This window comes from Limnohabitans sp. 2KL-1 (assembly GCF_003063435.1).
Classification (GTDB): Bacteria; Pseudomonadota; Gammaproteobacteria; order Burkholderiales; family Burkholderiaceae_C; genus Limnohabitans_A.
In genome coordinates this window covers 627,803-652,391 of record NZ_NESL01000002.1, presented here as the reverse complement: position 1 = coordinate 652,391, position 24,589 = coordinate 627,803, and the positions used below count along the sequence as shown (strand labels likewise).

The 24,589-nt window shown below is 60.7% G+C and carries 23 protein-coding genes and 1 other RNA gene; 11 read left to right on the top strand and 13 right to left on the bottom strand.

The annotated features are described in order from the left end of the window. Positions 1 to 72: 72 nt before the first annotated feature. Together B9Z47_RS07440 and ffs are read right to left on the bottom strand one after the other, a co-directional pair. Positions 73 to 1,029, bottom strand: coding sequence for an inositol monophosphatase family protein (locus tag B9Z47_RS07440; RefSeq protein WP_108330580.1), 957 nt, complete (start codon positions 1,027 to 1,029; stop codon positions 73 to 75). 275 nt (positions 1,030 to 1,304) lie between these two features. Next, positions 1,305 to 1,401: signal recognition particle sRNA small type (gene ffs, locus B9Z47_RS07435), an RNA gene on the bottom strand. Positions 1,402 to 1,563: 162 nt separating this feature from the next. Here ffs and dnaX point away from each other — a divergent pair. The 4 genes from dnaX (at position 1,564) to B9Z47_RS07415 (ending at position 5,839) form a co-directional block, all read left to right on the top strand. Then, positions 1,564 to 3,663: a DNA polymerase III subunit gamma/tau gene (gene dnaX, locus B9Z47_RS07430; RefSeq protein WP_108330579.1), complete on the top strand. Its 2,100-nt coding sequence runs from the start codon at positions 1,564 to 1,566 to the stop codon at positions 3,661 to 3,663. Positions 3,664 to 3,708: 45 nt separating this feature from the next. Continuing rightward, positions 3,709 to 4,032, top strand: a complete 324-nt coding sequence (locus B9Z47_RS07425) for a YbaB/EbfC family nucleoid-associated protein (protein WP_108330578.1) — start codon at positions 3,709 to 3,711, stop codon at positions 4,030 to 4,032. Between the two features lie 17 nt (positions 4,033 to 4,049). Beyond that, complete coding sequence (gene recR, locus B9Z47_RS07420) at positions 4,050 to 4,640, top strand: recombination mediator RecR (protein WP_108330577.1); 591 nt, start codon at positions 4,050 to 4,052, stop codon at positions 4,638 to 4,640. A gap of 149 nt (positions 4,641 to 4,789) precedes the next feature. Then, entirely contained in the window at positions 4,790 to 5,839 is a 1,050-nt protein-coding gene (locus B9Z47_RS07415) for an ABC transporter substrate-binding protein (protein ID WP_233253696.1), read from the top strand. Positions 5,840 to 5,866: 27 nt separating this feature from the next. Here the strand turns inward: B9Z47_RS07415 and B9Z47_RS07410 are convergent, their stop codons facing one another. Both B9Z47_RS07410 and gloB read right to left on the bottom strand, forming a co-directional pair. Beyond that, the gene (locus B9Z47_RS07410; protein ID WP_108330576.1) at positions 5,867 to 7,429 is read right to left on the bottom strand and encodes a transglycosylase SLT domain-containing protein; all 1,563 of its coding nucleotides are present in this window, start codon (positions 7,427 to 7,429) and stop codon (positions 5,867 to 5,869) included. Then, a complete protein-coding gene (gloB, locus tag B9Z47_RS07405; protein WP_108330575.1) occupies positions 7,429 to 8,199 on the bottom strand; it encodes a hydroxyacylglutathione hydrolase in 771 nt (256 codons plus the stop codon). The genes B9Z47_RS07410 and gloB overlap by 1 nt, the downstream gene beginning before the upstream one ends. 64 nt (positions 8,200 to 8,263) lie before the next feature. On the opposite strand from gloB, the gene B9Z47_RS07400 reads away from it, so the two are divergent. From B9Z47_RS07400 to B9Z47_RS07385, 4 genes are all read left to right on the top strand, one after another. Then, the gene (locus tag B9Z47_RS07400) at positions 8,264 to 9,037 is read left to right on the top strand and encodes a class I SAM-dependent methyltransferase (RefSeq protein WP_233253695.1); all 774 of its coding nucleotides are present in this window, start codon (positions 8,264 to 8,266) and stop codon (positions 9,035 to 9,037) included. Next, positions 9,024 to 9,470 (top strand): ribonuclease HI, encoded by a 447-nt coding sequence (gene rnhA / locus B9Z47_RS07395; RefSeq protein ID WP_108330573.1) that lies wholly within the window; start codon positions 9,024 to 9,026, stop codon positions 9,468 to 9,470. The genes B9Z47_RS07400 and rnhA overlap by 14 nt, the downstream gene beginning before the upstream one ends. Before the next feature lie 141 nt (positions 9,471 to 9,611). Next, positions 9,612 to 10,928 carry an efflux RND transporter periplasmic adaptor subunit gene (locus tag B9Z47_RS07390; protein ID WP_108330572.1) on the top strand — a complete coding sequence of 439 codons (1,317 nt, stop codon included), beginning with the start codon at positions 9,612 to 9,614 and terminating at the stop codon, positions 10,926 to 10,928. Then, positions 10,915 to 13,998, top strand: a complete 3,084-nt coding sequence (locus tag B9Z47_RS07385; RefSeq protein ID WP_108330571.1) for an efflux RND transporter permease subunit — start codon at positions 10,915 to 10,917, stop codon at positions 13,996 to 13,998. Before B9Z47_RS07390 ends, B9Z47_RS07385 begins: the two co-directional genes overlap by 14 nt. Positions 13,999 to 14,085: 87 nt before the next feature. On the opposite strand, the gene glp is transcribed toward B9Z47_RS07385, so the two are convergent. Genes glp through moaA form a run of 3 tightly spaced genes read right to left on the bottom strand, consistent with a single transcriptional unit; the run spans position 14,086 to position 17,181 of the window. Beyond that, positions 14,086 to 15,375 (bottom strand): gephyrin-like molybdotransferase Glp, encoded by a 1,290-nt coding sequence (glp, locus tag B9Z47_RS07380; RefSeq protein ID WP_108330570.1) that lies wholly within the window; start codon positions 15,373 to 15,375, stop codon positions 14,086 to 14,088. Between the two features lie 34 nt (positions 15,376 to 15,409). Further along, entirely contained in the window at positions 15,410 to 16,033 is a 624-nt protein-coding gene (mobA, locus tag B9Z47_RS07375; RefSeq protein WP_108330569.1) for a molybdenum cofactor guanylyltransferase MobA, read from the bottom strand. A 5-nt stretch (positions 16,034 to 16,038) separates the two neighbouring features. After that, positions 16,039 to 17,181, bottom strand: a complete 1,143-nt coding sequence (moaA, locus tag B9Z47_RS07370) for a GTP 3',8-cyclase MoaA (RefSeq protein WP_108330568.1) — start codon at positions 17,179 to 17,181, stop codon at positions 16,039 to 16,041. Positions 17,182 to 17,335: 154 nt separating this feature from the next. On the opposite strand from moaA, the gene ppa reads away from it, so the two are divergent. After that, positions 17,336 to 17,866 (top strand): inorganic diphosphatase, encoded by a 531-nt coding sequence (gene ppa / locus B9Z47_RS07365; protein WP_108330567.1) that lies wholly within the window; start codon positions 17,336 to 17,338, stop codon positions 17,864 to 17,866. An 89-nt stretch (positions 17,867 to 17,955) separates the two neighbouring features. Here ppa and B9Z47_RS07360 read toward each other — a convergent pair whose 3' ends face one another. Further along, positions 17,956 to 19,143 carry a GNAT family N-acetyltransferase gene (locus B9Z47_RS07360; RefSeq protein WP_108330566.1) on the bottom strand — a complete coding sequence of 396 codons (1,188 nt, stop codon included), beginning with the start codon at positions 19,141 to 19,143 and terminating at the stop codon, positions 17,956 to 17,958. A gap of 4 nt (positions 19,144 to 19,147) precedes the next feature. On the opposite strand from B9Z47_RS07360, the gene B9Z47_RS07355 reads away from it, so the two are divergent. Next, positions 19,148 to 20,821, top strand: a complete 1,674-nt coding sequence (locus B9Z47_RS07355) for an NAD+ synthase (protein ID WP_108330565.1) — start codon at positions 19,148 to 19,150, stop codon at positions 20,819 to 20,821. A 35-nt stretch (positions 20,822 to 20,856) separates the two neighbouring features. Next, a complete protein-coding gene (locus B9Z47_RS07350; protein WP_108311403.1) occupies positions 20,857 to 21,195 on the top strand; it encodes a P-II family nitrogen regulator in 339 nt (112 codons plus the stop codon). Between the two features lie 93 nt (positions 21,196 to 21,288). On the opposite strand, the gene B9Z47_RS07345 is transcribed toward B9Z47_RS07350, so the two are convergent. The 5 genes from B9Z47_RS07345 to B9Z47_RS07325 form a co-directional block, all read right to left on the bottom strand. After that, positions 21,289 to 21,897, bottom strand: coding sequence for a TIGR00730 family Rossman fold protein (locus B9Z47_RS07345; RefSeq protein ID WP_108330564.1), 609 nt, complete (start codon positions 21,895 to 21,897; stop codon positions 21,289 to 21,291). Between the two features lie 23 nt (positions 21,898 to 21,920). Beyond that, entirely contained in the window at positions 21,921 to 22,454 is a 534-nt protein-coding gene (locus B9Z47_RS07340; RefSeq protein ID WP_108330563.1) for an RDD family protein, read from the bottom strand. Between the two features lie 61 nt (positions 22,455 to 22,515). Then, the gene (locus B9Z47_RS07335) at positions 22,516 to 23,058 is read right to left on the bottom strand and encodes a DUF3106 domain-containing protein (RefSeq protein ID WP_158271645.1); all 543 of its coding nucleotides are present in this window, start codon (positions 23,056 to 23,058) and stop codon (positions 22,516 to 22,518) included. A gap of 259 nt (positions 23,059 to 23,317) precedes the next feature. Then, the gene (locus tag B9Z47_RS07330) at positions 23,318 to 23,761 is read right to left on the bottom strand and encodes a DUF3619 family protein (protein ID WP_108330561.1); all 444 of its coding nucleotides are present in this window, start codon (positions 23,759 to 23,761) and stop codon (positions 23,318 to 23,320) included. Then, on the bottom strand, positions 23,758 to 24,324 hold the full coding sequence (locus B9Z47_RS07325; RefSeq protein ID WP_108330560.1) for an RNA polymerase sigma factor: 567 nt from the start codon (positions 24,322 to 24,324) through the stop codon (positions 23,758 to 23,760). Before B9Z47_RS07325 ends, B9Z47_RS07330 begins: the two co-directional genes overlap by 4 nt. Positions 24,325 to 24,589: the final 265 nt, after the last annotated feature.

The window sequence follows — 24,589 nt, the reverse complement described above, 5'->3', positions numbered from 1 at the left end:
AAGATCCATGCTTTGGGAAGGCCTCAATCCGTTGAAGGGGAGGCAGGCCTGGCGCTGCGCTCCATCACCTGCTCAAAACGGAGCGTCTTTGCGCTCGTCGTTTTCATCACTGGCCGTAGCCGCGGTGTCCTGAGTTTCGTCGTCCGGATCGTGTGCGTCGGATGTGCGCTCGCGGCTCAGGGTGTCCACAGCAGTGCGCACCGCAGCCTTGTCGCCCGCGCTGGCAAATTTACTGAACTTGCCCAAGATACTGACCAACTGGCCATAAATGCGGGGCGCACCGGCCAGGCATTCTTTTTGTTCCAAAAAGTCGGACTCGCCCGTGAAATTGCCAATCAGGCCACCGGCTTCGCTGACCAACAAAGATCCTGCGGCCACGTCCCAAGGCGACAGACCGGTTTCAAAGAAACCGTCGGTGAAACCTGCGGCCACGTAGGCCAAGTCCAAAGCAGCAGAGCCGGGGCGGCGCAGGCCAGCGGTGCGTTGCATCACATCGCCCATCATGCGCAAGTACTGGTTGAAGTTGTCGCCCTTGCGGAAAGGGAAGCCCGTGGAAATGATGCATTCCTGCAAGCGGATGCGCTTGCTTACGCGCAGGCGGCGGTCGTTCATGAACGCGCCACGGCCTTTGGTGGCGGTGAACAGGTCGTTGCGGGTGGGGTCGTAAATGACGGCTTGCTCGATCTTGCCGCGCACTTGCAGGGCAATGCTCACGCAGTAAACAGGGAAGCCGTGGATGAAGTTGGTCGTGCCGTCCAAGGGGTCGATGATCCAGATGTGGTCAGCGAGGGGGTTGCCGTGCGTGCTGCCCGATTCTTCGGCCAGGATGCCGTGGTCGGGGTAGGCCGTCAGCAGGGTGTCGATGATGACTTTTTCACTCGCATGGTCGATTTCGGTCACAAAGTCGTTGACTTGCTTTTGCGAAATGCGAACCGCCTCAACGTCGAGCGCGGCACGGTTGATGATGGCGCCAGCGGCGCGCGCAGCCTTGATGGCCACGTTGAGCATGGGGTGGAGATTGGACGACATAAATTGTGTGAAGAACCGGGTGAGCCACCGCACGATCACGGTGGCGAAGGCGGCATTTTCTCATGAATTGCCCCACCATGGCCAAACAAATGCCCGGCGGTCGAGAGACCGTTGGTCGATGTGCAGATTGCTGCGACCCAACATCCAGACTGAATGACGGCTGGCTGGCGGTGTACTGCCTGTTGAAAGGGGTGGGGGGAGTGGGGCGGATGTGACCGAGGCAGTGAGGGCACGATGCCTCGGAGAGCCGTGAGGGGACACTGTTGTGTCGAAAAGGTGACGAGCCTTGACCCCGGCACTGGATTCACAGTTAGGGCTGCTTGGTTCCCCACCTGACCCGGTTGGCCGCTTCACCATGCGGGAAGGCCCGTCGGGTACGATTGTAGGCGAGCTTGTATCGGCTTTTGGCGCTCTACCGGTTTTTTCCTGTTTTGGCCCCGTTCATCCCCGCACCCTCACCTGGGCAGACATGGCTTTGCGGTCATCTCAAACGACGCCAAGGACTGCCTTCTGAGCCCGATAGAATCAGGCCCCATGTCTTACCTTGTTCTCGCGCGCAAATACCGCCCCCGCAATTTCACCGAAATGGTGGGGCAGGAGCACGTGGTTCAGGCCTTGACCAACGCTTTGGTGCAGCAACGACTGCACCACGCTTATTTGTTCACGGGCACACGGGGGGTGGGTAAAACCACCGTGTCCCGCATTTTGGCCAAGTCGCTCAACTGCCAGGGTGCAGACGGGCAAGGCGGCATCACTGCCGAGCCGTGTGGCGTGTGCCAGGCCTGCCGCGACATCGATGCCGGGCGTTTTGTGGACTACACCGAGCTGGACGCGGCCTCGAACCGGGGTGTGGACGAGGTGCAGAGCCTGCTGGAGCAGGCGGTTTACAAGCCGGTGCAAGGTCGCTTCAAGGTCTTCATGATCGACGAGGTGCACATGCTGACCAACACCGCGTTCAACGCGATGTTGAAGACGCTCGAAGAACCCCCTGAATATTTGAAATTCGTGCTGGCTACGACCGACCCGCAAAAAGTGCCGGTCACCGTGCTGTCGCGTTGCCTGCAATTCAATTTGCGCCCGATGGCCCCCGAGACGGTGTTTGAACACCTGACCCAGGTACTGGCCGCCGAGCAGCTCAGTGCAGAGCCGCTGGCTTTGCGTCTGTTGGCCCGCGCTGCACGCGGCTCCATGCGCGATGCGTTGAGTTTGACCGACCAAGCCATTGCCTTTGGCAATGGGCAGTTGCAAGAAGCGGGCGTGCGCCAGATGTTGGGCAGTGTGGACCGCAGCCATGTGCTGCAAATGATTCGCGCTTTGACCGACGGCGATGGTGCCACCGTGGTGGCGCAGGTCAACGCCTTGCGTCTGCAAGGCGTGTCGGCCGCCGCCACGCTGGAAGACATGGCCATGCTGCTGCAACGCATGGCCGTCATGCAGATGGTGCCCAGCATGGCGCAAGACGGTGATGACCCTGACACCCAGGGCTTGGCTGATCTGGCCGCTGCCATGCCAGCGGAGGAAACCCAGTTGCTGTACAGCCTGTGTTTGCATGGGCGCACCGAACTGGGCCTGGCACCCGACGAATATGCGGCGCTGACCATGGTGCTGCTGCGCTTGCTGGCGTTCAAACCCCAGTCCGGGGCGGCTGAAAAAAAAAGCCCGCGAATCAGCGCACCGGTAGCTGACGCTGCTGCAGCGCTTTCGCCGACATCCGTTTCTGTCCCGGCGACCCCCGCTCGCGCGGCCGTGTTGGCTCCGGCCCCTGTGACCATTCAGCCGGTGGCGGACGCGTCCCTTGCACAGAGCCGCGCAACCCCACCCAGTGCGCCCCATGCCGTGCAGCGCGACTCAGGCGCTGCTTTGTCTCCGCCGCCTGGCCAACCCGAACCGCCAATGTGTGAGTCGGTCCTTTCTCAAGCTGACGAGGCTGTTGCTGCGCAGACTGTGCAAGCCCCAGCCCCAAGCAGGGCGCAAGGCCAGGGCCAGTCTGTCGCCCATCCGGGTGCCTCAGCCTCGCATGACGAGCCCCCGCCTTGGCAAGACTGGCCTGACACCACCGACTACAGCGATGGCAATGCGTCCGTCTCAAACGAGGCAAAGCATGTGCCAGAGCATGAGCCTGAGCTTGGGTCCTTGGGGTCGCCGCCGCCGCCACCTGCTTTGCGTTCTTTGCCGGTGCGCGAGGTCGCTGCGCCCTCCTTGCGGGCAGATGTCCCCCATGCTGCCGGCCCCGCCGCTGTTCAGGCCACGCCGCAAGGCGATGTCTGGCTGGATGTGGTGCAAGGCCTGATGGCCCAGGAGGTCATCACCGCGCTGGTGCGTGAACTGGCCCTGCAGTCGCAACTGCTGGCACGCGATGCCGACCAATGGCAGTTGCGTGTGGAGCGCGAGACCTTGAATCACCCAGCCAGCCGCGATCGTTTGCAGGCCGCTTTGCAGGCCGCAGGGCACGGTGATGTCAAACTGCAGATTGAAATCGGCCCGGTCACCGACAGTCCCGCCAAGCGTCTGGCGGTGAAGGCGGCCGAAAAAATGCTGGCTGCACAAGCGTTGATCCAGAACGACCCTCTGGTGCAGGCCATGGTGCGGGACTTCGGCGCCAAAATCGTGCCCGGCAGCCTGCAGTTGATTTGATTTTTTTACACCCCCCTCTCGACTCACCCCTTTAAAGGAAAAAGCATGTTCAACAAAGGACAACTCGCCGGCCTCATGAAGCAGGCCCAGGCCATGCAGGACAACCTGAAAAAAGCCCAGGACGAACTGGCGTTCGTCGAGGTCGAAGGCCAAGCGGGTTCGGGCATGGTCAAGGTGCTCATGACCTGTAAACACAGCGTGCGCCGCGTGACCATTGATCCGAGCTTGCTGGCGGATGACAAGGACATGCTGGAGGATTTGGTGGCCGCTGCTTTCAATGACGCTGTGCGTCAGGCTGAAGAGGTGTCGCAGCAAAAAATGGGCAAGCTCACGGCGGGTATGCCACCCGGCATGAAACTGCCTTTCTGAGCGACAGAACACCCGCCATGGCCGATACCCACGCCCTTGCCGCTTTGGTGCAAGCCCTCAAGGGTTTGCCGGGGGTGGGCATCAAGTCTGCCCAGCGCATGGCATTTCAGTTGCTGCAAAACGACCGTGCCACAGCCCGACATTTGGCGGGTGCTTTGTACAACGCGGTTGAAAAAATTCGCCACTGTGAGTCTTGCCACACCTTCACCGAAGCCGTGCTGTGTGACACCTGTCAGGACGAAACCCGTGACCGAACCCAATTGTGCGTGATCGAAACGCCCGCTGACCAGTCGGCCATTGAGCGCACCGGCACTTACCGGGGTTTGTATTTTGTGTTGATGGGCAAGCTCAGCCCACTCGACGGTATCGGGCCGCATGAAATCGGTTTGGCCAAGCTCAAAGAACGTGTTGCCGATGGCGTGTTGGCTGAGGTGATCTTGGCCACCAACTTCACCGCAGAGGGCGAGGCGACAGCCCATGTGATCGCCGAGATGATCCGTCAGCAAGGACTGAAGGTGACGCGTTTGGCACGTGGCGTGCCCGCAGGCAGTGAACTGGAATACGTGGACCTTGGCACCATTGCCCACGCGTTGGTCGACAGGCGCTGAGTTCTTCGACAACCATCCGTTGGCTCTGAACGCAGACTTGTCAATTCCTTGCAATCCAGTACGTGAAAACCCGCTCGGGATCATTCCCGATGCGCCATGTGCGCGCTTTGCTTATGCTGAGCCCATTGCGTTTTGAAAGGGGCTGGCCTGTGTCCAAGGCTGATTGGCATCGTCGTTCACTGCTGCTGGCGGCCATGGGCTCGCTGGCCGGTGCGCATGCTGCGGTCTCACCTGCATCCGAATTGGCACGGTCGTTGCCAAGGGTGAAAATTGCGCTGGCGGCCAGTCAGAGTCTGTACCACTTGCCCCTGACCCTGGCGGAGCAGCTGGGGTATTTTCGTCAGGCTGGGGTGCAGGTGGAGTGGCAAATGCACGAGGCCGGGGCCAAGGCCTTGAACAGTGTGCTGGGTGGTCAAGCCGATGTGGTGGCAGGTGCGTACGAACATCTTTTTGGCTTGCACCAGAAAGGCCTGAATTTCCAGAGTTTTGTGCAGATCAGCCGCACCCCTCAAGTGAGTCTGGGAGGCAGCTTGCGCAGTGGCGTGTCCTGGCGCTCTTTTGCAGACATTCGCGGTGCACGCCTGGGGGTGTCGGCGCTGGACTCCACCACCTACTGGATGGCATGTCACTGGTTGCTGGCCAATGGACTGAGGCTGGATGATGTGGTCTTTGTCGAAGTGGGCTCCTCTCCGGGCGTGATGGATGCACTGCGCAGCGGCGCGATTGACGCCTTGTGCAACCCTGATCCGGTGATGCATTGGTTGGAGCAAAGGAGTGATGTCCGTTTGCTGGGTGAAACCCGAACCTTGGTCAGTACCCGCAAGCTGATGGGGGGGGCGGTGCCGGGTGCCAGCCTGTTGGCATCTGCAGATTTTCTGGAGCGTTTCCCTGAGCGGGCCCAGTCTTTGAGTGATGCGGTGGTCCACGCCTTGAAGTGGATGCAAACGGCAGGTCTGACCGATATTTTGAAGGCTGTGCCCGCCAGTCACTGGATGGGTGACAGGGCGGCTTACCTTGGGGCCTTTGAGAAGTTGCGCGAGTCTTATGCCGTAGATGGTTTGGTGCGTAAAGACGAGGTGCTCAACGCCTGGCGAGCTCACACCCGTTTGATGGACCGCGCTACGCCTTTGCGTGTGGTGTCCGAGCGCACATTCACCAACGTTTTTGCCCAGAAGTCCAAGAGCCGCTTCCTGGCCTGATTTTCCGGGCTGTCACTGAGGCCAGCATCACCGCCTTGATGCTGTTCTGACAGGTCGGTTGGGCGGCGCTTTGGGGGCTGCATGGGTGCGGCCCGGGGATGCCTTGGCGACACGGCGGCTGGCCTGGGATGGGACAAACATGGCCAAATTTTGGCCCGTATTGAGCTTGGCGTTTTCTCGCAGGTTGTTCCAGTTGGCCATGTTGGAGGCGGTCACGCCATGACGCGCAGCCAGCACTGACAGGGTGTCCCCCTTGCGCGCTTTGACAAAAATCTTGCGCAAAACGACTTCGGGGGCCAGTGAGAGCTGACCATTTTCGGCCAGATGCTCGGTCACATCGTTGTCCAGATGGCCTTGCCTCGGGACCAGCAAGGTGGAGCCGGCTTTGACCAGCATGCGTGCTGGAATGCCGTTGACGCTGCGCAATTGATCGACCGACATGCCCACTTGTTTGGCCACATCTTCCGGTTTCATGGTCCGGGGGGCTTGCCATGCGGTCCACGTCGACAGGCGTCGGTCCGGGTGGGTTTGCAAGTTGCTTTCGAAGATGGTGGCGTTGTCCCAGGGCAGCAGGATTTGGGGTGTGCCCGCGGCAAGAATGACAGGGCGACTCATGGCCGGGTTGAGGGCTTTGAAATCCTCCAGGCTGACGTTGGCCAGTTTGACCGCCACAGCCACGTCAATGTCCCTGTCGATTGGAACGCTCTTGAAGTAGGGGTGATTTTGAATCAGGGGCAACTGGGTGCTGAAGGCTTCCGGTTGTGCCACGATGTTTTTGACGGCCTGCAGCTTGGGCACGTAGTAACGTGTTTCGTTGGGCATGCTCAGTTCGTCATAGGTCAGCGGTTTGCCTTGAGCCTTGTTGCGGGCCAGTGCCCGGCCCACGCTGCCTTCACCCCAGTTGTAGGCAGCCAGTGCCAGGTGCCAATCGCCAAACATCCCATACAGTTTTTGCAGGTAATCCAGTGCGGCTCGGGTGGATTCGAGCACGTCGCGGCGCTCGTCACGAAACAGGTTTTGTTTCAGGTCGAAATATTTGCCGGTGGCGGGCATGAATTGCCACATGCCAGCAGCTTTGGCGGTGGAAACGGCTTGCGGATTGAACGCCGACTCGATAAAAGGCAGCAGAGCCAGCTCGGTGGGCATTTGTCGGCGCTCTAACTCTTCAACGATGTGAAACAGATAAGGTCTCGAGCGTTCGGTCATGCGCAAGATGTAGTCGGGGCGACTGGCATACCACTGCTCCCGGTTGCGAACCAGTTCGTTGTCCAGATCGGGCATGGCAAAGCCCCTGCGAATGCGCTCCCAGACATCCGCAGCGGGTGCTTGCAGGCCCAACTGTGCGTGGGGCTTGAGGACCACTGGGCGCTCTGCCCCGGGTTCAATCGCCGGTGCGCTGGCAGCTGGCGCGATGATGGGGCCTGGGGTTGGCTGGGTGTTGCGCTCGACCTTCAGGAGTTTGGGTGGCTCTGCCGCAGCCGGCGGGTTGGAATGGGGGGTGGCACAACCGGTCAGCAGCAGTGCCCATAACAAGACCAGAGTCCCGGTCACGCCGCCGCCCAGGGAGGCGGTTGTTGCAGTTGGTTTCATCAGAATTCGTTTTTCCATTGGCGGAGGGCGGCAAACGTGGACACATCGTCCACGGCCTGGCGGTCGTGTTGTCGCACTGCGGCGACAACGCTGGCTTCACGGCTGCGCAAAAAGGGGTTGATGGCCCGCTCGGTGTCCATGCAGGCGGGCAGCGTGGGCAGCGCTTGTTGGCGCTGCAGTGTACAAAGTTCAAAGTGGCGTTGCAGTGCCAGATTGTCGGGCTCCACAGCCAGGGCGAATTTCAGGTTGGACAGGGTGTACTCGTGGGCGCAGCAGATTCGGGTATGGCCCGGCAGCGCCGCCAGGCGGTCAAGCGAGTCGAGCATTTGCGCGGGGGTGCCTTCAAACAGCCGACCGCATCCGCCCGAAAACAGGGTGTCGCCGCTGAAAAGGATCGGGTTTTGTCCGGCGGGGTGTGCCCAGAAGGCAATGTGCCCCAGGGTGTGCCCCGGTACATCGAGCACGTCGAAGTTCAAGCCGTGCCACGACAAATGGTCGCCTTGCTGCATGCCCTGGACTTCCACGGGCATTTTTTCCAAAGCGGGGCCGACGCATCGGGCACCCGTGCGTGCCACCAGTTCGGCCACGCCACCTGTGTGGTCGGCATGGTGGTGCGTGACTAAAATCGTGTCCAGTTGCAGGTCGGGGTGCCGGGTCAGCCAGTCCAGCACAGCCGCGCTGTCACCGGGGTCCACCGCCAGAACGTGACGGTCGTTGTGCAACAACCAAATATAGTTGTCTGTGAAAGCGGGCAGTGCAATGAGTTTCATGGAGACCGGGATTATAGAAAACAAGCATTCAGATTCCACTTGGCTGGCCAGTTTAGGTCAACCGGTGTCTGCGCGCTTGTTGGCCTGGGAACAGGCCCAGGCCGATGAGCTCCTGGCGGACGTGTTTGGCTACCATGCGGTGCAATTGGGTTGGCTTGAGCTGCAAGCCTTGCGCAACAACCGCATGCCCCATCGCTGGCAAGCCCGCGCCGAATTTGAATGGCAGGACGATCCGGGTCAGGGCGGGAAGTCCCCTCTTGTGGCGTGCGCAGAATCTGCGCCGGATGTGTGGCTGGACAGCCGCGCCTGGCCCTGGCAGGCCGACAGTCTGGATTTGGTGGTCTTGCCGCACACCTTGGAGCGTTCGGCCGACCCACATGCCTGCTTGCGTGAGGTCGAGCGGGTGCTGATCCCCGAGGGGCAGGTGCTGATCACGGGCTTGAATCCCTTGAGTTGGTGGGGTCTGCAGCAAGCGCGAGCGCAAGATGCGCCTGGGCAGGGCCAGACCCTGATCGCTTACCGGCGCTTGCGGGACTGGTTGCGTTTGCTGGGGTTTGAGGTCCAGGTCAGCCGATTTGGGGGCTGGACGCCGGCTTGGCGTCAAGAGCGCTGGATGCAGCGCATGGACTGGATGGAGACCGCAGGCGCGCGTTGGTGGTCGATTTTTGGCGGGGTTTATCTGTTGATGGCCACCAAACGGGTGCCGGGCGGGCGGCTGCTGGAGGCGCGCCAGTGGCGCACGGTACGATCACCCACTGCAGCGACCGCGCCCGTGGCCCGGTCTGATTCCTCCACAGGCCGCCGGGCGGTCGCGAAAGATATTTTTGACGCACGTTGAAATTCACACAGATGGTGCCTGCAAAGGCAATCCGGGTCCAGGTGGCTGGGGCGTTCGCCTGCAGTCGGGCCAACACGTTCAGGAGTTGTTTGGCGGGGAGTTGAACACGACCAACAATCGGATGGAGATGACGGCGGTCATCGAAGGCCTCATGGCCCTGAAGCGCCCTTGTCAGGTCACGCTTTATCTGGACAGCGAATATGTGCGCAAGGGCATCACCGAATGGATCCATGGCTGGAAGGCCCGGGGCTGGCGCACTGCCGCCAAACAGCCGGTCAAAAATGCCGATTTGTGGCAAAAACTGGACGCCGTGGTGTCTACTTCGGGACACCGAATTGACTGGCGCTGGGTCAAGGGCCACAACGGTGATCCGGGCAATGAACGCGCCGACGCCCTGGCCAATCAAGGCGTAGAGAAGGCTTTGGGCCGCTGATTTTCTACCAAGGCCTGCGTCAGTGGCCTCCACTTGAATTCTCTCTCGTCGTCTGACCCAGGCGATTGCACCCATTGGGCAAATGGGGCAGCGCTGTTACATTCTGTCAGTCTTGGTGAATTCAACCTGAGTGAGATCTGAATGGCTTACAAGAAGAAATACGCGGTTTTGGCGTTGTTGGGTGTGTCTTTGGCATCCGGTGCGGCTTGGTGGTTTCAAAATAAACCTGCAGCAACCGACGGTCCATCCAAACCCGTCGCCTCAACCCCTTCAGGTGGCACCTCTGCGGGCCCTGCCAAACCCGTCAGTGTCGAAGTGGCCAAGGTCGACAGCATGACCTTGGTGGATGAGACTCAGGCCGTGGGCAGTTTGCGCTCTCGCCAAGGGGTGATGTTGCGTCCGGAGGTGGGTGGGCGTGTCAAGCAGATTTTTTTCATGGACGGCCAGCGCGTGCGCAAGGGCCAGGTGATGGTCCAGTTTGAGGACCAACTCCAGGTGGCTCAGGTCTCCCAGGCCAAGGCCGAGCTGTCGATTGCCGAGGCCAACCACAAGCGGAACCAGGAATTGGTGACGCAAAATTTCATCAGCAAACGTTCTTTAGACGAGAGCGGTGCTGCATTGGAGGTCTCTCGGGCAAAACTGGCCTTGGCCGATGCCACCTTGCAGCGGCTGAAGGTGCTGGCACCGTTTGACGGGATCACGGGCTTGCGGCAGATCAACGTGGGTGATTACCTCAAGGACGGTGCCGACATGGTCAATGTGGAAGACATCGATGCGGTGCTGCTCGACTTCCGTTTGCCCGAGCGCTTTCAGGCCAAAATCCGTGCAGGACAAAAAGCCCAGCTGACGGTGGACGCCTTGCCGGGTCGTCCCTTCTCCGCCATCGTGCAGGCGGTGGACCCTTTGATTGAGGCCAATGGCCGCTCGGTCGGGGTGCGTGGCTGCATCGACAACCGCCAGCAGCAATTGCGTCCGGGCATGTTTGCCCGCGTCAATGCGGTGTTCGGATCGCGAGAAAACGCCATGGTGATTCCCGAAGAAGCCATCATCCCGCAAGGCGGGCGCACCTTTGTGGTCAAGGTGGTGGCGGGTGACAAGCCCGATACCCTGGTGTCTGAGCGTGTGGCGGTCAAAGTCGGCCTGCGTCAACCGGGCAAGGTCGAGATTCTGGAAGGTTTGGCCGCAGGCGATACCGTGGTCACGGCGGGCCACCAGCGTTTGCAAAAAGACGGCACTGCGGTGCGGGTGGTGGATTTGTCCCAGCCCGGCGGTGGTCGTCCTGCAGGGGGTGCTGCGCAACCTGCAGCCCCAGCGGCCGCTGCTGCAGCGTCGGCACCTGCCGGAACCGGTGCACAGGCTCCTGCGGCATCTGCCGCGTCCAAACCAGCGCAGCCTGCCAAAACTGTGGCCATGTCCGGCCCCAACCCTTGCCTGAGGGGTGCCGATGCAGCTCGCTGAAGTCTCCATCCGGCGGCCCGTGCTGGCCGTCGTCATGTCCTTGCTGATCCTGCTGATCGGTGCGGTCAGTTTCAAAAGCCTCTCGCTGCGCGAGTACCCCAAGATCGACGAACCCACCGTGACGGTGACCACCCGTTATGTGGGTGCATCGGCCGAAGTGGTCGAGTCGCAGGTGACCAAACCCCTGGAGGATTCGATTGCCGGCATTGATGCGGTGGATGTCATCACTTCCATCAGCCGGGCCGAGCAGTCGCAGATCACGGTGCGCTTCCGCCTGGAAAAAGACGCCGATACGGCAGCTGCCGAAGTGCGTGACCGAACTTCGCGCGTGCGCAACCGTTTGCCGCAAGCCATCGAAGAGCCGGTGATTGCCAAAGTCGAAGCCGATGCCTTTCCGGTGATCTGGCTGGCTTTTTCCAGTGACACCCTGAACCCCTTGCAGATCAATGACCTGGTCAACCGCGTGGTCAAGCCACGCCTGCAGACCGTGACGGGTGTGGCCGATGTGCGCATTTACGGTGAGCGCAAATACGCCATGCTGGTCTCGTTGGACCATGCCCGTCTTTCCTCGTTTAAATTGACGCCGCAAGATGTGGAAGACGCCATACGGCGCAGCAATCTGGAGTTGCCAGCAGGCCGCATCGAATCCAGCAACCGCGAATTCAGCGTTTCTTCACAAACCGATCTGGCCCGGCCGGGACAATTCGGCGAGATCGTGATCCGTTCGGTGAACGGTTTTCCAGTCAAGCTGCGCGATGTGGCCCAAATCAGGGAAGACGCTGCCAATAATCGCAGTCTGGTCCGGCTCAATGGACAGTCTGCGATTTCCGCGGGCGTGATCCGTCAGGCCACAGCCAACCCGCTGGAGTTGTCCAAAGGTGTGCGCGACATGATTCCACGCCTGAAGGCCGACTTGCCGGGCGACATGGCGATCAATGTGGCCAACGACAACTCGGTGTTCATTGACCGCTCCATCAAGAACGTGTTCCAGACCATCGTCGAAGCCGTGGTGCTGGTGGCCTTGGTGATTTTCGTGTTCCTGCGCACCATCCGTGCTTCCATCATCCCCATCATCACCATCCCGGTCAGTTTGATCGGTGCATTTGCCATGATGGCCTTGGCGGGTTTCACCATCAACACCCTGACCTTGTTGGCGCTGGTGTTGGCCATTGGCTTGGTGGTGGACGACGCGATCGTGGTGCTGGAAAACATCTACCGGCACATCGAGGAAGGACTGGACCCGTTTTCAGCGGCCATCAAGGGCGTGCGTGAAATCAGCTTTGCCGTGGTGGCCATGACCATGACGCTGGCGGCGGTGTTTGCGCCTTTGGCCTTCACGCCTGGCCGCACGGGCAAATTGTTCGGTGAATTTGCGCTGGCGCTGGCGGGCGCGGTGGTGGTGTCCGGTTTTGTGGCATTGACCTTGTCGCCCATGCTCAGCTCCAAGCTGCTGCGTCACAACCCCAATCCCACCTGGTTTGACCGCAGCATGGAGCGCTGGCTGACGGCGCTGTCGACGGGCTATGAAAACCTGTTGCGCCTGATCCTGACCCGTGCCCGCTGGGCCGTGGTGCTGGTGATGATCGGCTCGGGTGTGGGCATCGCCATGATTTACCCCACCATGAAGCAGGAACTCGCGCCTCTCGAAGACCGTGGCACGATCTTGGCCACGGTGAATGCACCGGACGGCTCGACTTTGGAGTACACCGACCGCTACGCCCGTTCATTGGAAAAGTTCGGCCAGGCCTACCCCGAGTTCGATCGCATTTTTGCCAACATGGGCAACCCGACCGTGGGGCAGGGCTCGGTGGTTTACCGGGCGGTGGACTGGGACGAGCGCAAGCGCACCACACTGGAAATTGCCCGCGAAATGGGGGCCAAGTTCAACAGCCTGCCGGGGGTGAATGCCTTTCCGATCACACCGCCTTCTCTCGGTCAGGGTTTCCGTGAGCGGCCTCTGAACTTCGTGATCCAGACGTCGGACAGTTACCAGAACCTGAACTTGCTGACCCGTCAGATGATGGACGAGATCGCCAAGAACCCGGGCATCTTGTCGCCCGATGTGGACTTGCGCCTGAACAAGCCCGAGCTGCGCGTTGAGGTGGACCGCGTCAAGGCCGCTGAATTGGGCGTCAGCATTGAGGTGGTGGCCAAAACCATCGAGACCATGCTGGGCGGTCGGGTGGTTACGCGCTACAAGCGCGATGCCGAGCAGTACGACGTGATCGTGCAAACCTTGGCCTCCAGCCGCAACACACCTGACGACATCGACGTGATCCAAGTGCGGGGTCGGAACGACACCATGATCCCCTTGTCGAGCCTGGTCAAGGTGCGAGAAAGCGTGTCGCCTCGCGAGTTGAACCACTTCGGTCAGCGCCGCTCGGTGTCCATCACCGCCAACCTGGCCCCGGAGTATTCGCTGGGTGAAGCCTTGAAGTTCATGGACGAAACCGCTGCCAAGGTGCTCAAGCCCGGTTACACCACAGAACTCAACGGCACCTCGCGCGAATTCAAGAGCTCGCAAGGCGCTTTGGTGATCGTGTTTGTGCTGGCGCTGTTCTTCATCTTTTTGGTGCTGGCGGCTCAGTTTGAAAGCTTCATTGACCCCTTTGTGATCATGTTGTCGGTGCCGCTGTCCATGATCGGTGCGCTGTTGGCGCTCAAGTTCACGGGAGGATCGCTCAACGTGTATTCGCAAATCGGCTTGATCACCTTGGTGGGGCTGATCACCAAGCACGGTATTTTGATCGTGGAGTTTACCAACCAGCTGCGCGAGCAAGGCCTGGCCACGCAAGAGGCGCTGATCAAGGCTTCAGGCCAACGGCTGCGCCCCATCTTGATGACCACGGGGGCCATGGTGCTGGGCTCGGTGCCCTTGGCCTTGGCCACCGGGGCCGGTGCCGAAAGCCGCACCCAAATCGGTTGGGTCATTGTGGGTGGCATGAGCCTGGGTACTTTGCTGGCGATCTTTGTGGTGCCCACCATGTACTCCTTGCTGGCGCGCAAGGCGGTGCCGGGACCGAACAAGGCCGTGGCACATGACGAACCTCCGGTTGCCGCCGTGCACTGAGTCCGTTCTGTGGGGGGAGCCCACAACCCGGACATGAAAAAAAGCGGCTTTTGCCGCTTTTTTCATGTCCGATCGGGTGGTGCGCTTTTACAGATGACCCTCAAACATCATCACCTCAACCTCGTCGCCTGTGGCCACATGGCCCTGGTTGTGGCCCAGCACGATCAGGCCGTTGGCCTGCACCATGGAGCTGAGCACGCCCGAACCCTGGTTTCCGGTGGTGCTGACCACCAATTCGCCAGCCACGTTGGTGCGGACGATGCCGCGCTGGTATTCGGTGCGGCCGGGTTTCTTGCGCAGGGCCTCCAGGCTTTTGGCCTTGAGCAAGGGCTGCGCTGGCGCTTGCCAGCCCATGAGTTGCTGCAGAGCGGGGCGCACAAAGGCGGCAAAGGTCACCATGACCGCGACCGGGTTGCCCGGCAGGCCAAACAGCACGGCCGAGCGCTCGCCCTGGGTGATGCGACCCACCGCCATGGGCCTGCCGGGGCGCATGGCGATGCGCCAAAAGGCCACGTCGCCCAATTTTTTCATCATGGCCTTGGTGTGGTCGGCTTCGCCCACGCTCACGCCGCCGCTGGTGATGACGGCGTCGGCTTGGGCCGCTGCATCCATGAAGGCTTGTTCCAGCGCGGCCGGGTTGTCGCGCACCACGCCCATGTCGATCAGCTCGCAGCCCAGGGCCTGCACCATGCCCGCCACGGTGTAGCGGTTGCTGTCATACACCGCGCCTTCGCGGGGCGCTTCGCCCAGGCTCAGGATTTCGTCGCCGGTTGAAAAATAGGCCACCTTGGGCCTGCGCCAGACCGTGGCGGTGGGCAGCCCCAGGCTGGCCAGCAGGCCGCACGCGGCGGGCTTCAGTCGTGTTCCGGCGCGCAAGGCGGGGCTTTCGGCCATCAGGTCTTCGCCCAGCAGACGGCGGTTGTCGCCCGGTTGCAACAGTCCCGGTGGAACCAGCACCGTATCCCCCTCGATTTTCACCAACTCTTGTGGGGCCACGGTGTCCAGTCCGGCGGGCATGATGGCCCCGGTCATGATGCGAACGCATTCACCGGCACCCACCGAGCCTTGCCAGGCGGCCCCGGCCAGCGCGGTACCTACCACCTTGAAGTGGCTGGCTTGTGCGGGCTGCAGTTCTGAACCACGCAGGGCATAGCCATCCATGGCCGAGTTGTCGTGCGGCGGCACGCTGATGGGCGAGACCACGTCTTGCGCCAGGATGCGGCCGTGCGCCTGCATCAGCGGCACGGTTTCGTGTTCGCGCACGGGCTGCACCAGTTGGGCCAAAAATGCGTTGACCTGGCTGGCCGACAAGGCCTGCGGGTCATAGCCTTGCAGGCGCTCTGCGATCTGATCAAGGGACAGGGCTGGGGTGGTCATGGCAAGTGGGCACGGCGGTGCCGTGCAGCGCGGTTCAAATGGATTCGAGTTGTTGCAGTTCGGCCAGCGTGTTGGCGTTCGCAAAGGCGTGGGCGTTGTCGCCGCTTTGGTCAAAGGGCACGATGGCGCAGCGGTGCAGGCTGGTCCAGGCGTCGATCTTGCGGCCACCGCTTTGGGTGAACTTGACCAGACTTTCGATCAGTTCGGTTTTCAGCAGGCAAAACACCGGCTGTGGACGCACCGCACCATCGGCCTCGGGGGCAGCGGCCATGGCCAGGTCGGCGTCTTGATCATGAAGGGCTTGGTACAGACGCTCCACCAGGTCGAGCGGAAACAGCGGCGAGTCGCAGGGCACGGTGAGCAAGAGCGGGGTTTCGCAGTGCTCCAGCCCGGTCAGGAAGCCCGCCAGCGGCCCGGCAAAGCCGTCGATGCTGTCGGGCCAGACGGGCACGCCCAGCGATTCGTAAGCCGACAGGTTGCGGTTGGCGTTGATGAGCACTTCTTGCAGCGGCAGGCTTTGCAGTTGCAGGCGCATCAAGGTGTTCAGGGCCAGCGGCAGGCCGCGAAAATTTTGCAGGCCTTTGTCGGTGCCGCCCATGCGCGAGCCACGACCGCCCGAGAGGATCAAGCCGGTGATGGCGGGGGCTGTGTGGTTCATCTGCTTCAGCCTCCGATGTAGCTCATTTCGACACGGCGGCCGGGGCCGCTGGCGGTGTCGGGGCCGCGCAAGCTGCGAAGGCGCGAGTATTGGTCGGTGCGCCCGCGCCAGATGGCGTCCACGGTGCCGGCCAGTTGCGCGTCCGTTTTGGCTGGGTCGCGCAGCAGTTGGCGCAGGTCGTAGCCTTGGCTGGCAAACAGGCACAGGTACAGGCGGCCTTCGGTGGACAGGCGGGCGCGGTTGCAGTCGCCGCAAAAGGCTTGGGTGACGCTGCTGATGACGCCGACTTCGCCCAATGCCGGGTCGAATTCGCCCTGGGCATTGGCGTAGCCCCAGCGCTCGGCGGTTTCGCCAGGGGCTGCGGGGTCGAGCTGCACCAGCGGCAGCTCGGTTTGCAGGCGGCGGATCACGTCGGCGCTGGGCAGCACTTCGTCCATGCACCAGCCATTGGTCGCACCCACGTCCATGTATTCGATGAAGCGCAGCACGATGCCCGTGCCCCGGAAATGACGGGCCATGGGCAGGATTTCATGGTCGTTGGTGCCGCGCTTGACGACCATGTTGACCTTGATGGGTCCCAGACCGGCTTCCCGGGCGGCTTCGATGCCGGCCAGCACATCGGCCACAGGAAAGTCCACGTCGTTCATGCGGCGGAAAACCGCGTCATCCAGCCCGTCCAGACTGACGGTGACGCGTTGCAGACCGGCGTCTTTCAGGCTTTGGGCCTTGCGCGCCAGCAGCGAGCCGTTGGTGGTCAGTGTCAAATCGAGCGGCTGGCCATCGGGCGTGCGCAGCGCGGCCAGCTGTTCGATCAGGATCTCGATGTTCTTGCGCAGCAGGGGCTCACCACCCGTGAGGCGGATCTTGCGCACGCCCCGGCCCACAAACACGCTGGCGATGCGGGTGATTTCCTCAAAGCTCAGCAGGTGGCTGTGCGGCAGGTAGGCGTAGTCCTTGTCAAAGACTTCTTTGGGCATGCAATAGCTGCACCTGAAGTTGCAGCGGTCCGTCACGCTGATGCGCAAATCGGTCAGCGGTCGGCGCAGGCCATCGAGGGGCAGGGCGCTCAGGTCGTGGCCAGCAGGCAGGGTGGGCAAGGGCAGGCTGGGGTGGCGCTGGTCAACCAGCTCAATGACGCGTTCAGACATAGGGGGCGATTGTGCCCGACTGGTCGAAGTTCGTTTGGGGCGTAGCCGGCAAGCGCGTGCCCAGTAGGGGAACCGGGGCGCAAGGCCTGTGAAAGTAAAATCGGGGTTAATCCCTAGCGATTGACATTTCTTTCAACTTTTCCAACGAGACACCATGTCCCTGAACAAAGTCACCCCCGGCAGCAAAGTTCCCGAAGCGTTCAACGTGATCATCGAGATCCCGATGAACTCCGATCCTGTGAAGTACGAAGTCGACAAAGAGTCCGGCGCGTTGTTCGTGGACCGTTTCATGGGCACCGCCATGCACTACCCCACCAACTACGGCTATGTGCCCCAAACCATTGCTGGTGATGGCGACCCGGTCGATGTGCTGGTCATGACACCTTTCCCACTGCCCCCAGGCGTGGTGGTGTCGTGCCGCGCCATTGGCATTTTGCTGATGGAAGACGAAGGCGGCATGGACGGCAAGATCTTGGCCGTGCCCACCGAAAAAATCCTGCCCATTTACGCCAACATCAAGGCACTGGCCGATGTGCACGAATTGCAACTCAAGCAGATCGCCCACTTCTTTGAGCACTACAAAGACCTGGAAAAAGGCAAGTGGGTCAAGGTCAAGGGCTGGGAAGGCGTCGAGTCGGCCGCCAAGGAACTGATGGACGGCATCGCCAATTACCAAAAGGCCTGATCGGCCAGTGCCAATGGCCTCAGTGTGAGGCCATTGGCACGACTGAACGCCTGCCCGGTTTGCGCCGAGCAGGCTTTTTTCATGGATTTTTACTGCGGCCTTTTCAAAGGCGAGTGCTGGTGCAGCGCTTCCAAATAGTTCTCGACCCCCGCTTTTTCCCGCTCCAGAAAGCGTGCCACCGCCTCTGAAAACGCCGGGTGCGCCAGCCAGTGGGCGCTGTGCGTGGGGGTGGGCAGCAGGGCTCGGGCCATTTTGTGTTCGCCTTGTGCGCCGCCCTCAAAACGCTTCACGCCGTTGGCGATGCACCATTCAATGGGCTGGTAATAGCAGGCTTCAAAGTGTAGGCAGTCCACCCGGGCAAGGGCTCCCCAGTAGCGGCCATAAGCCACTTCGGGCTGGCCCTGGGCGTCCAGGTGCAGGCCGATCAGGCTGATGCCAATGGGCTGCGCCTTGTGTTCGGCCACAAACAGCAGCCAGTTTTGAGCCATGTCGGTGCGCATGGACTCAAAAAACGCCGGTGTCAAATAGGGCGCATTGCCGTGTTCCCAATAGGTTTGCTGGTAGCAGCGCAGCAGCAGGGCCCAGTCGCCGTCGGTCATGTCGGTGCCGCGCACGGCGCGAAACGTGACGCCTGCCTCTTGCACTTTGCGGCGTTCTTGCCGGATTTTTTTGCGTTTTTCTTGCGTCAGGCTGGCCAAAAAGTCATCGAAGTCGCGCCAGCCTTGGTTTTGCCAATGAAACTGCACCTGGTCACGTTGCAGCAGGCCGGCTTGTTCGCAGGCTTGCAGGTCTTGCGGGCTGCCAAACAGGATGTGCAGCGAGGGGATGTTGTTGGTTTGGCAAATGTCCAGCAAGGCGGCCAGCAGGGCCTGGCGGGCGTCGTCAGATTCGGCCAGCAGGCGGCTGCCGGGCACGGGCGTGAACGGTGAAGCGACCAGGGCTTTGGGGTAATAGTCCAGGCCGTGGCGCTGGTAGGCGTCGGCCCAGGCATGGTCAAACACGTATTCGCCGCGTGAATGGGTCTTGAGGTAGAGCGGGCAGGCGGCGGCCAGAACCTGTCCCGCGGGGGTGTCGCGCCACAGGCTGATCACTTGTAAGGTCCATCCGGTCTCGGGCGTGGCCGATTGGCTGGTCTGCATGGCCGACAAATAGGCATGCTGCATGAAGGGGCTTGGTGCGTCTTGCTTCGCGAGCAAGTCGTCCCAGACGCGGGGCTCGATGCCGCCCAAGTCATCCAGCACCCGGGTGACATAATTCAAGCTCACATTTTCCAGCACCTGTATGACTCTCCAAATTCGTGTGGCCCAGCTCAACTTTGTCGTCGGAGACATGCCGGGCAATGCCCGAAAAATCATCGACGCCGCCCAAGCGGCCTATGCCCAAGGCGCACGCCTCTTGGTCACGCCCGAGTTGTCGATTTGCGGTTACGCGGCAGAAGATTTACTGCTGCGCCCGGCCTTCATTGACGCCTGCGATGATGCCTTGAAAACGGTGGCCCGCGAACTGGCCGGGTTAAAAGGCTTGCATGTGGTGGTGGGTCACCCCGAAGGCGGTGGCGTGCGCACCCGCAGCGTGGCGGTGACGCGCCGCCACAACCGCGCATCGGTGTTGTGCGAGGGCCTGGTGGTCGCGCACTACGACAAACGTGAGTTGCCCAACTACCAGGTGTTTGACGAGCGCCGTTACTTCACGCCCGGCCAAGGCGTAGGGGTGTTCGAGGTCGATGGTGTCAAAGTGGGCCTGCTGATTTGCGAAGACGCTTGGTTTGACGAGCCTGCCCGCCTGGCCCGTGACGCAGGTGCCCAGGTGCTGGCGGTGCTGAACGCCTCGCCTTTCCATGCGGGCAAGGGTGCCGAGCGCGAACAGCGCATGCGTGAGCGGGTGGCCGATTGCGGTTTGCCTTTGATTTATGCGCATTTGGTGGGTGGCCAGGACGAGGTGATTTTTGAAGGGCGCTCGTTTGCGCTGAATGCCCAAGGCCAGGTGGTGGCGCGGGCCGAAGGCTTTCGAGAGGCCGACTTGGCGGTGCGAGCCGAGCGCAGCCCGCAGGGTGTGGATTTGACCGCCGGGGCCGATGCCCTGGTGCCTTTGGCCACGCCCGATGCCGAGCTGTGGGACGCGCTGGTGCTGGGCGTGCGCGACTATCTGGGCAAAAACGGGTTCAAAGGCGCGATTTTGGGCCTGTCGGGCGGCATCGATTCGGCGCTGGTGCTGGCGATCGCGGTGGACGCGATTGGTGCCGACAAAATCCACGCAGTGATGATGCCTTCGCCTTACACGGCGGACATCAGCTGGATCGATTCGCGTGACATGGTCAAGCGCCTGAACGTGCGCTACGACGAAATTTCGATTGCGCCGCTGTTCGATGGTTTCAAGCAGGCCCTGTCGGCCCAGTTTGAAGGGCTGAAAGAAGACACGACCGAAGAGAACATCCAGGCCCGCATTCGCGGCACGCTGCTCATGGCTTTGTCCAACAAGACCGGGGCGATTGTGCTGACCACGGGCAACAAGAGCGAAATGGCAACGGGCTACTGCACGCTGTATGGCGACATGGCGGGCGGTTTTGCGGTCATCAAGGACGTGGTCAAAACGCGCGTGTTTGACCTGGCCCGCTGGCGCAACCTGAACGATCCGTATGGCACGGGCAGCCAGCCAATCCCCGAGCGCATCATCACCCGCCCGCCCAGTGCCGAACTGCGCCCGGACCAGAAAGACCAGGACAGCCTGCCTGCGTACGAGGTGCTCGACGCGATCATCCAGCGCTACATGGAAAACGACGAGGGCGTTGAGGCGCTGATTGCCGACGGCTTTGAGCGGGCCGATGTGGAGAAAGTCACCCGTCTCATCAAGCTCAATGAGTACAAACGCCGCCAGGCTACGGTGGGCATTCGTGTGACGCACCGCAGTTTTGGCAAGGATTGGCGTTATCCTATGACCAACAAGTTTCGCGCCTGATGGCGCGTTTTGAACATCTTTGAAGGACTTTCCCCATGAAACAGATCACCGCCGTCATCAAGCCATTCAAACTCGAAGAAGTCCGTGAAGGTTTGGCCGAATGTGGCGTGACCGGTCTCACGGTGACCGAAGTCAAAGGCTTTGGCCGCCAAAAAGGCCACACCGAGCTGTACCGCGGTGCCGAATACGTGGTTGACTTTTTGCCCAAGGTGAAGGTTGAGGTTGTTGTCAAGGACGACGATGTGGACGCTTGTGTGGATGCCATCGTCAAGGCGGCACGCACCGGCAAAATTGGTGACGGCAAGATTTTTGTGACCTCGGTGGAGCGTGTGGTGCGCATCCGCACGGGCGAGCAGGACGAAACCGCGATTTGATTGGGGTGGTGTGCGTGGCCCCCACAAGCGGGCCAGCACCAAATATGTGAGGCATGGGCTTGTGCGGCACCCGCCACACCCCCACACAGTCGATCAGAGCAGTTCGACTTTGGCGCGGGGAGAAAAGCCGGCCTTTTGCACCAATGCTTGTAACAACGCTTCGGGCTCGGTGCCCAGAGTCACCAGTTCGGTTTGCCAATCGGCCATGAAGCCGTCTTGCACCACCTGGCCAATGAAGCCCATCAGGCCGTCGTAATAGCCCAGGCTGTTCAAAATGCCTACAGGTTTGTCGTGGTAGCCCAGCTGACGCCAGGTCCAGACCTCAAACAGTTCTTCAAAAGTGCCAATGCCGCCGGGCAGGGCCAAAAACGCATCGGCCTTGTCGGCCATCAGGCGTTTTCGTTCGTGCATGGTGTCCACCACATGCAGCTCGGTGCAACCGTGGTGTGCCCATTCCTTTTCGACCAAGGCGGTCGGGATGATGCCGACCACGGTGCCGCCAGCCGCCATCGTGGCTTCGGCCACCAGGCCCATCAGACCGTTGCGCCCGCCGCCGTAGACCAATTGACCTCCATGCGTGCCGATCCAGGTGCCCACTTGCACCGCAATTTGCGCAAACTCAGGCTTGTTGCCGGGTTTGGAGCCGCAGTAGACACAAATTGAAAAGGCTGGCGCAGAGGTCACGAGCTTGCTTGCGTTCATGGGCGGGTTTGCAAAGGTGTGATTCAGCGTGCCGACACGAGCCGGGTGCCTGCCCAGATGTCATGCCAGAACTGTCGTTGGGCTTGGAAGCGGCTGAGCAAAGCCCAAATGCTGATCCAGCCTAAAGTGAGAAGGCCGACTTCGCTGGGTGGCAGGCCAAAAGGCAAGGTCAACAGCAAGGGGGGTAAAAACCAGAGCCAGCTCAAAACATAGCGCAGCAGCGCGCGGGTTTGGCTCACAGGCTGTCCTTGGGCTGAAATGACCCGAATGTGCCAGGTTTTCATGGCCAAGGTTTGCCCCCGATGCCAGAACCAGGTGAAGTAAATCGCCAGAGTTAAAAACAAAAAAGCTTGCAACCCGGCCCGATGGTCCATGGCGTGGCGTGTTTGGCTCAAGCTGCTGAACAAATAGCCGGAGATGAAGACCACCCCGAAAAGCAGCATGCCTTCGTACATCCAGCACGCCATGCGTCGTTTCAGTGAAGGTGTTTGAAGCATGGCACCATCGGCCACGGGGGGCGTTGGCGACATCTGTGCCGCAGGTTTGCGCTGTGTCATGAGTAGGAGAAAAAACGGGGGGTAGGTGTCAATGTCTTGAGAGGTGCGTCATGAATCCGGCTCAACGCATGGGTTGACTTCGGGTTTTGTCTGCTGCGAGAGAGGAGACTTGACGCAGTGGCAGAAGCGTTTTGGGGTCGACAGGCCGCGAAGGCGCTATGCGAGAAATGGCTTTGCCTGCGTCCACCGGCAGTGCAGGGGGGCTGACCAAGCGGTTGCTCGGTGCCACGTTGCTGCGGGCTGCGCTTTTGGTCGGAGGTTTGGGGCCGGAGGACAGTTTCAGTTTGTCCTGTTCAGGCAGCGATTGGTAGGCTTCCCATTGGGCACGCTTGTCATTGATGGGCAAAGACTGTGTGCTGTTGAAATTGAAGCGTGCCTGACTGCGTTGCTTGGGACTCAACGCGGCCCATTCGCGCATCCGGCTGTGCATGGTCATTTGTTCTTCGTCGGTCAGTTGAAGAAACGTTTTGGCCAAGGTCAACCATTTCTGTTTTTGTTGGGGCGTCAGTTCGTCCCATTGGGCAGACAAGGGGGACAGCGCTTGTCTTTGTCGTTTGCTGAGTTGTGGCCAGCTGTCGGACACGGTGGCTGCAGGTGGTGCCATGCTGCTGGCGCTGCCAGCCAATGGTGGAGTGGTGGGTTCTGAGCTTGCCGATGTCTCGGACTGGGCGGATGTCGTGGTGGGTGCGCTGGCAGTTGATGCGGCAGCGGGTGCCGGCTGCATTGACACTTGCGCCAGTGCTGTCAGGCCGTAAGAAAACACCACAGCGGATAAGAGCTGCGGCAAACACCGTGCTGTTGTCTTTAGCCGTTGCGATACCAAAGTACATGCGCCGAGGCGGATACGGTCTGACAAATCTGACTCATTCATTGGCAGGGCGTTGGGTAAGCTGGAGCTTCAGGAATTGGACGAAGCCCGGGTCTGTATAGGCGTCTGGCGGGAGTTCGTCCAGCAACAGGGCCGAGTCGATGGAGGCAATGTCGGATTCAGCTGTGTCGAGCTGTATCGACTGGATGAGCATCAAGCCCAACACCAGAACCACCAAAGGCAATGCCGAAGCCAGAATGCGCCACAAACTCTGGCCATCTTCTGTGGGGGCTGTGAGCGTGCCATTGGCTTGCGTTGACGCGGCGTGGCGCAGTTGCCTCACTGTTGCCGGGCGTGCTTGGATCGCCCTTTGGCGCGCAATGCGCAGGCGCTCGCTGATGTCATGCCCCATGTCCATGGTGACCAGGTCAAGTCGGGCGGCAAAGGCCTGACCCCAGCGGTCAATGTCGTCTGTAGTGGATGCTTGGGGGTATTTCATGGTTTCACTCCTTGGTCGGCCAAGGTTTTGCTCAGGGCCTGTATGGCTCGGGAACAATGGGTTTTGACGCTGCCTTCAGAGCAACCCATCACGGCGGCGGTTTCGGCCACGTCGAGCTCCTCCCAATAACGCAGCAAGAAGGCTTCCCGTTGACGTGCAGGCAGTGCCATCACCGCAGTTTCTATGTGCTCAAGGGTTTGTACCCGTCCTAACCATTGCTCGGCGCTTTGGCTGTACGAGTGATCCGATTCGCCTGTTTTGACTTCAAGCAGGTCAAAATCGCCATCGACATCGCTGCTCTCGAAGTCGTTGAGGTTTGAAAATATGGCATTGCGTGTTTTGCGGCGTCGAAACCAGTCGAGGACAGTATTGGACAGAATGCGCTGGAACAGCATGGGCAGCTCTCCCAGGGGCTTGTCCGAGTAGTTGGTGCACAGTTTGATCATGCTGTCTTGCACAATGTCCAAGGCACCTTCTTCGTCGCGAACGTGGTAGTAAGCCCGCTTGTAAGCTTTTTTTTCCGCGTTTTTGAGGAAATCCGAGAGTTCTGTTTCCGAGGCCAACTTGAGTGCAGCGGTGCTGTGTCCTGTGGTGGTGAGATGGTGGCTTGATGGGGCATCCTGAAATGCATTTTGCAGTGCAACGGCATTTTCCTGGTCATGGAATTATCGCACTGCCATGCGCAAACAACACGTCTTTGAGAGCTGCGGTCTCATCGGTGCGATAATACTGGGTTGCAATTGAAAAAAAGCAAACGGATCACTGTCCGGCACTTTTACAGTTTGGTGCCCATGTCAGTGGTCTCAAGTCCCAAAGCCACTTCACAAG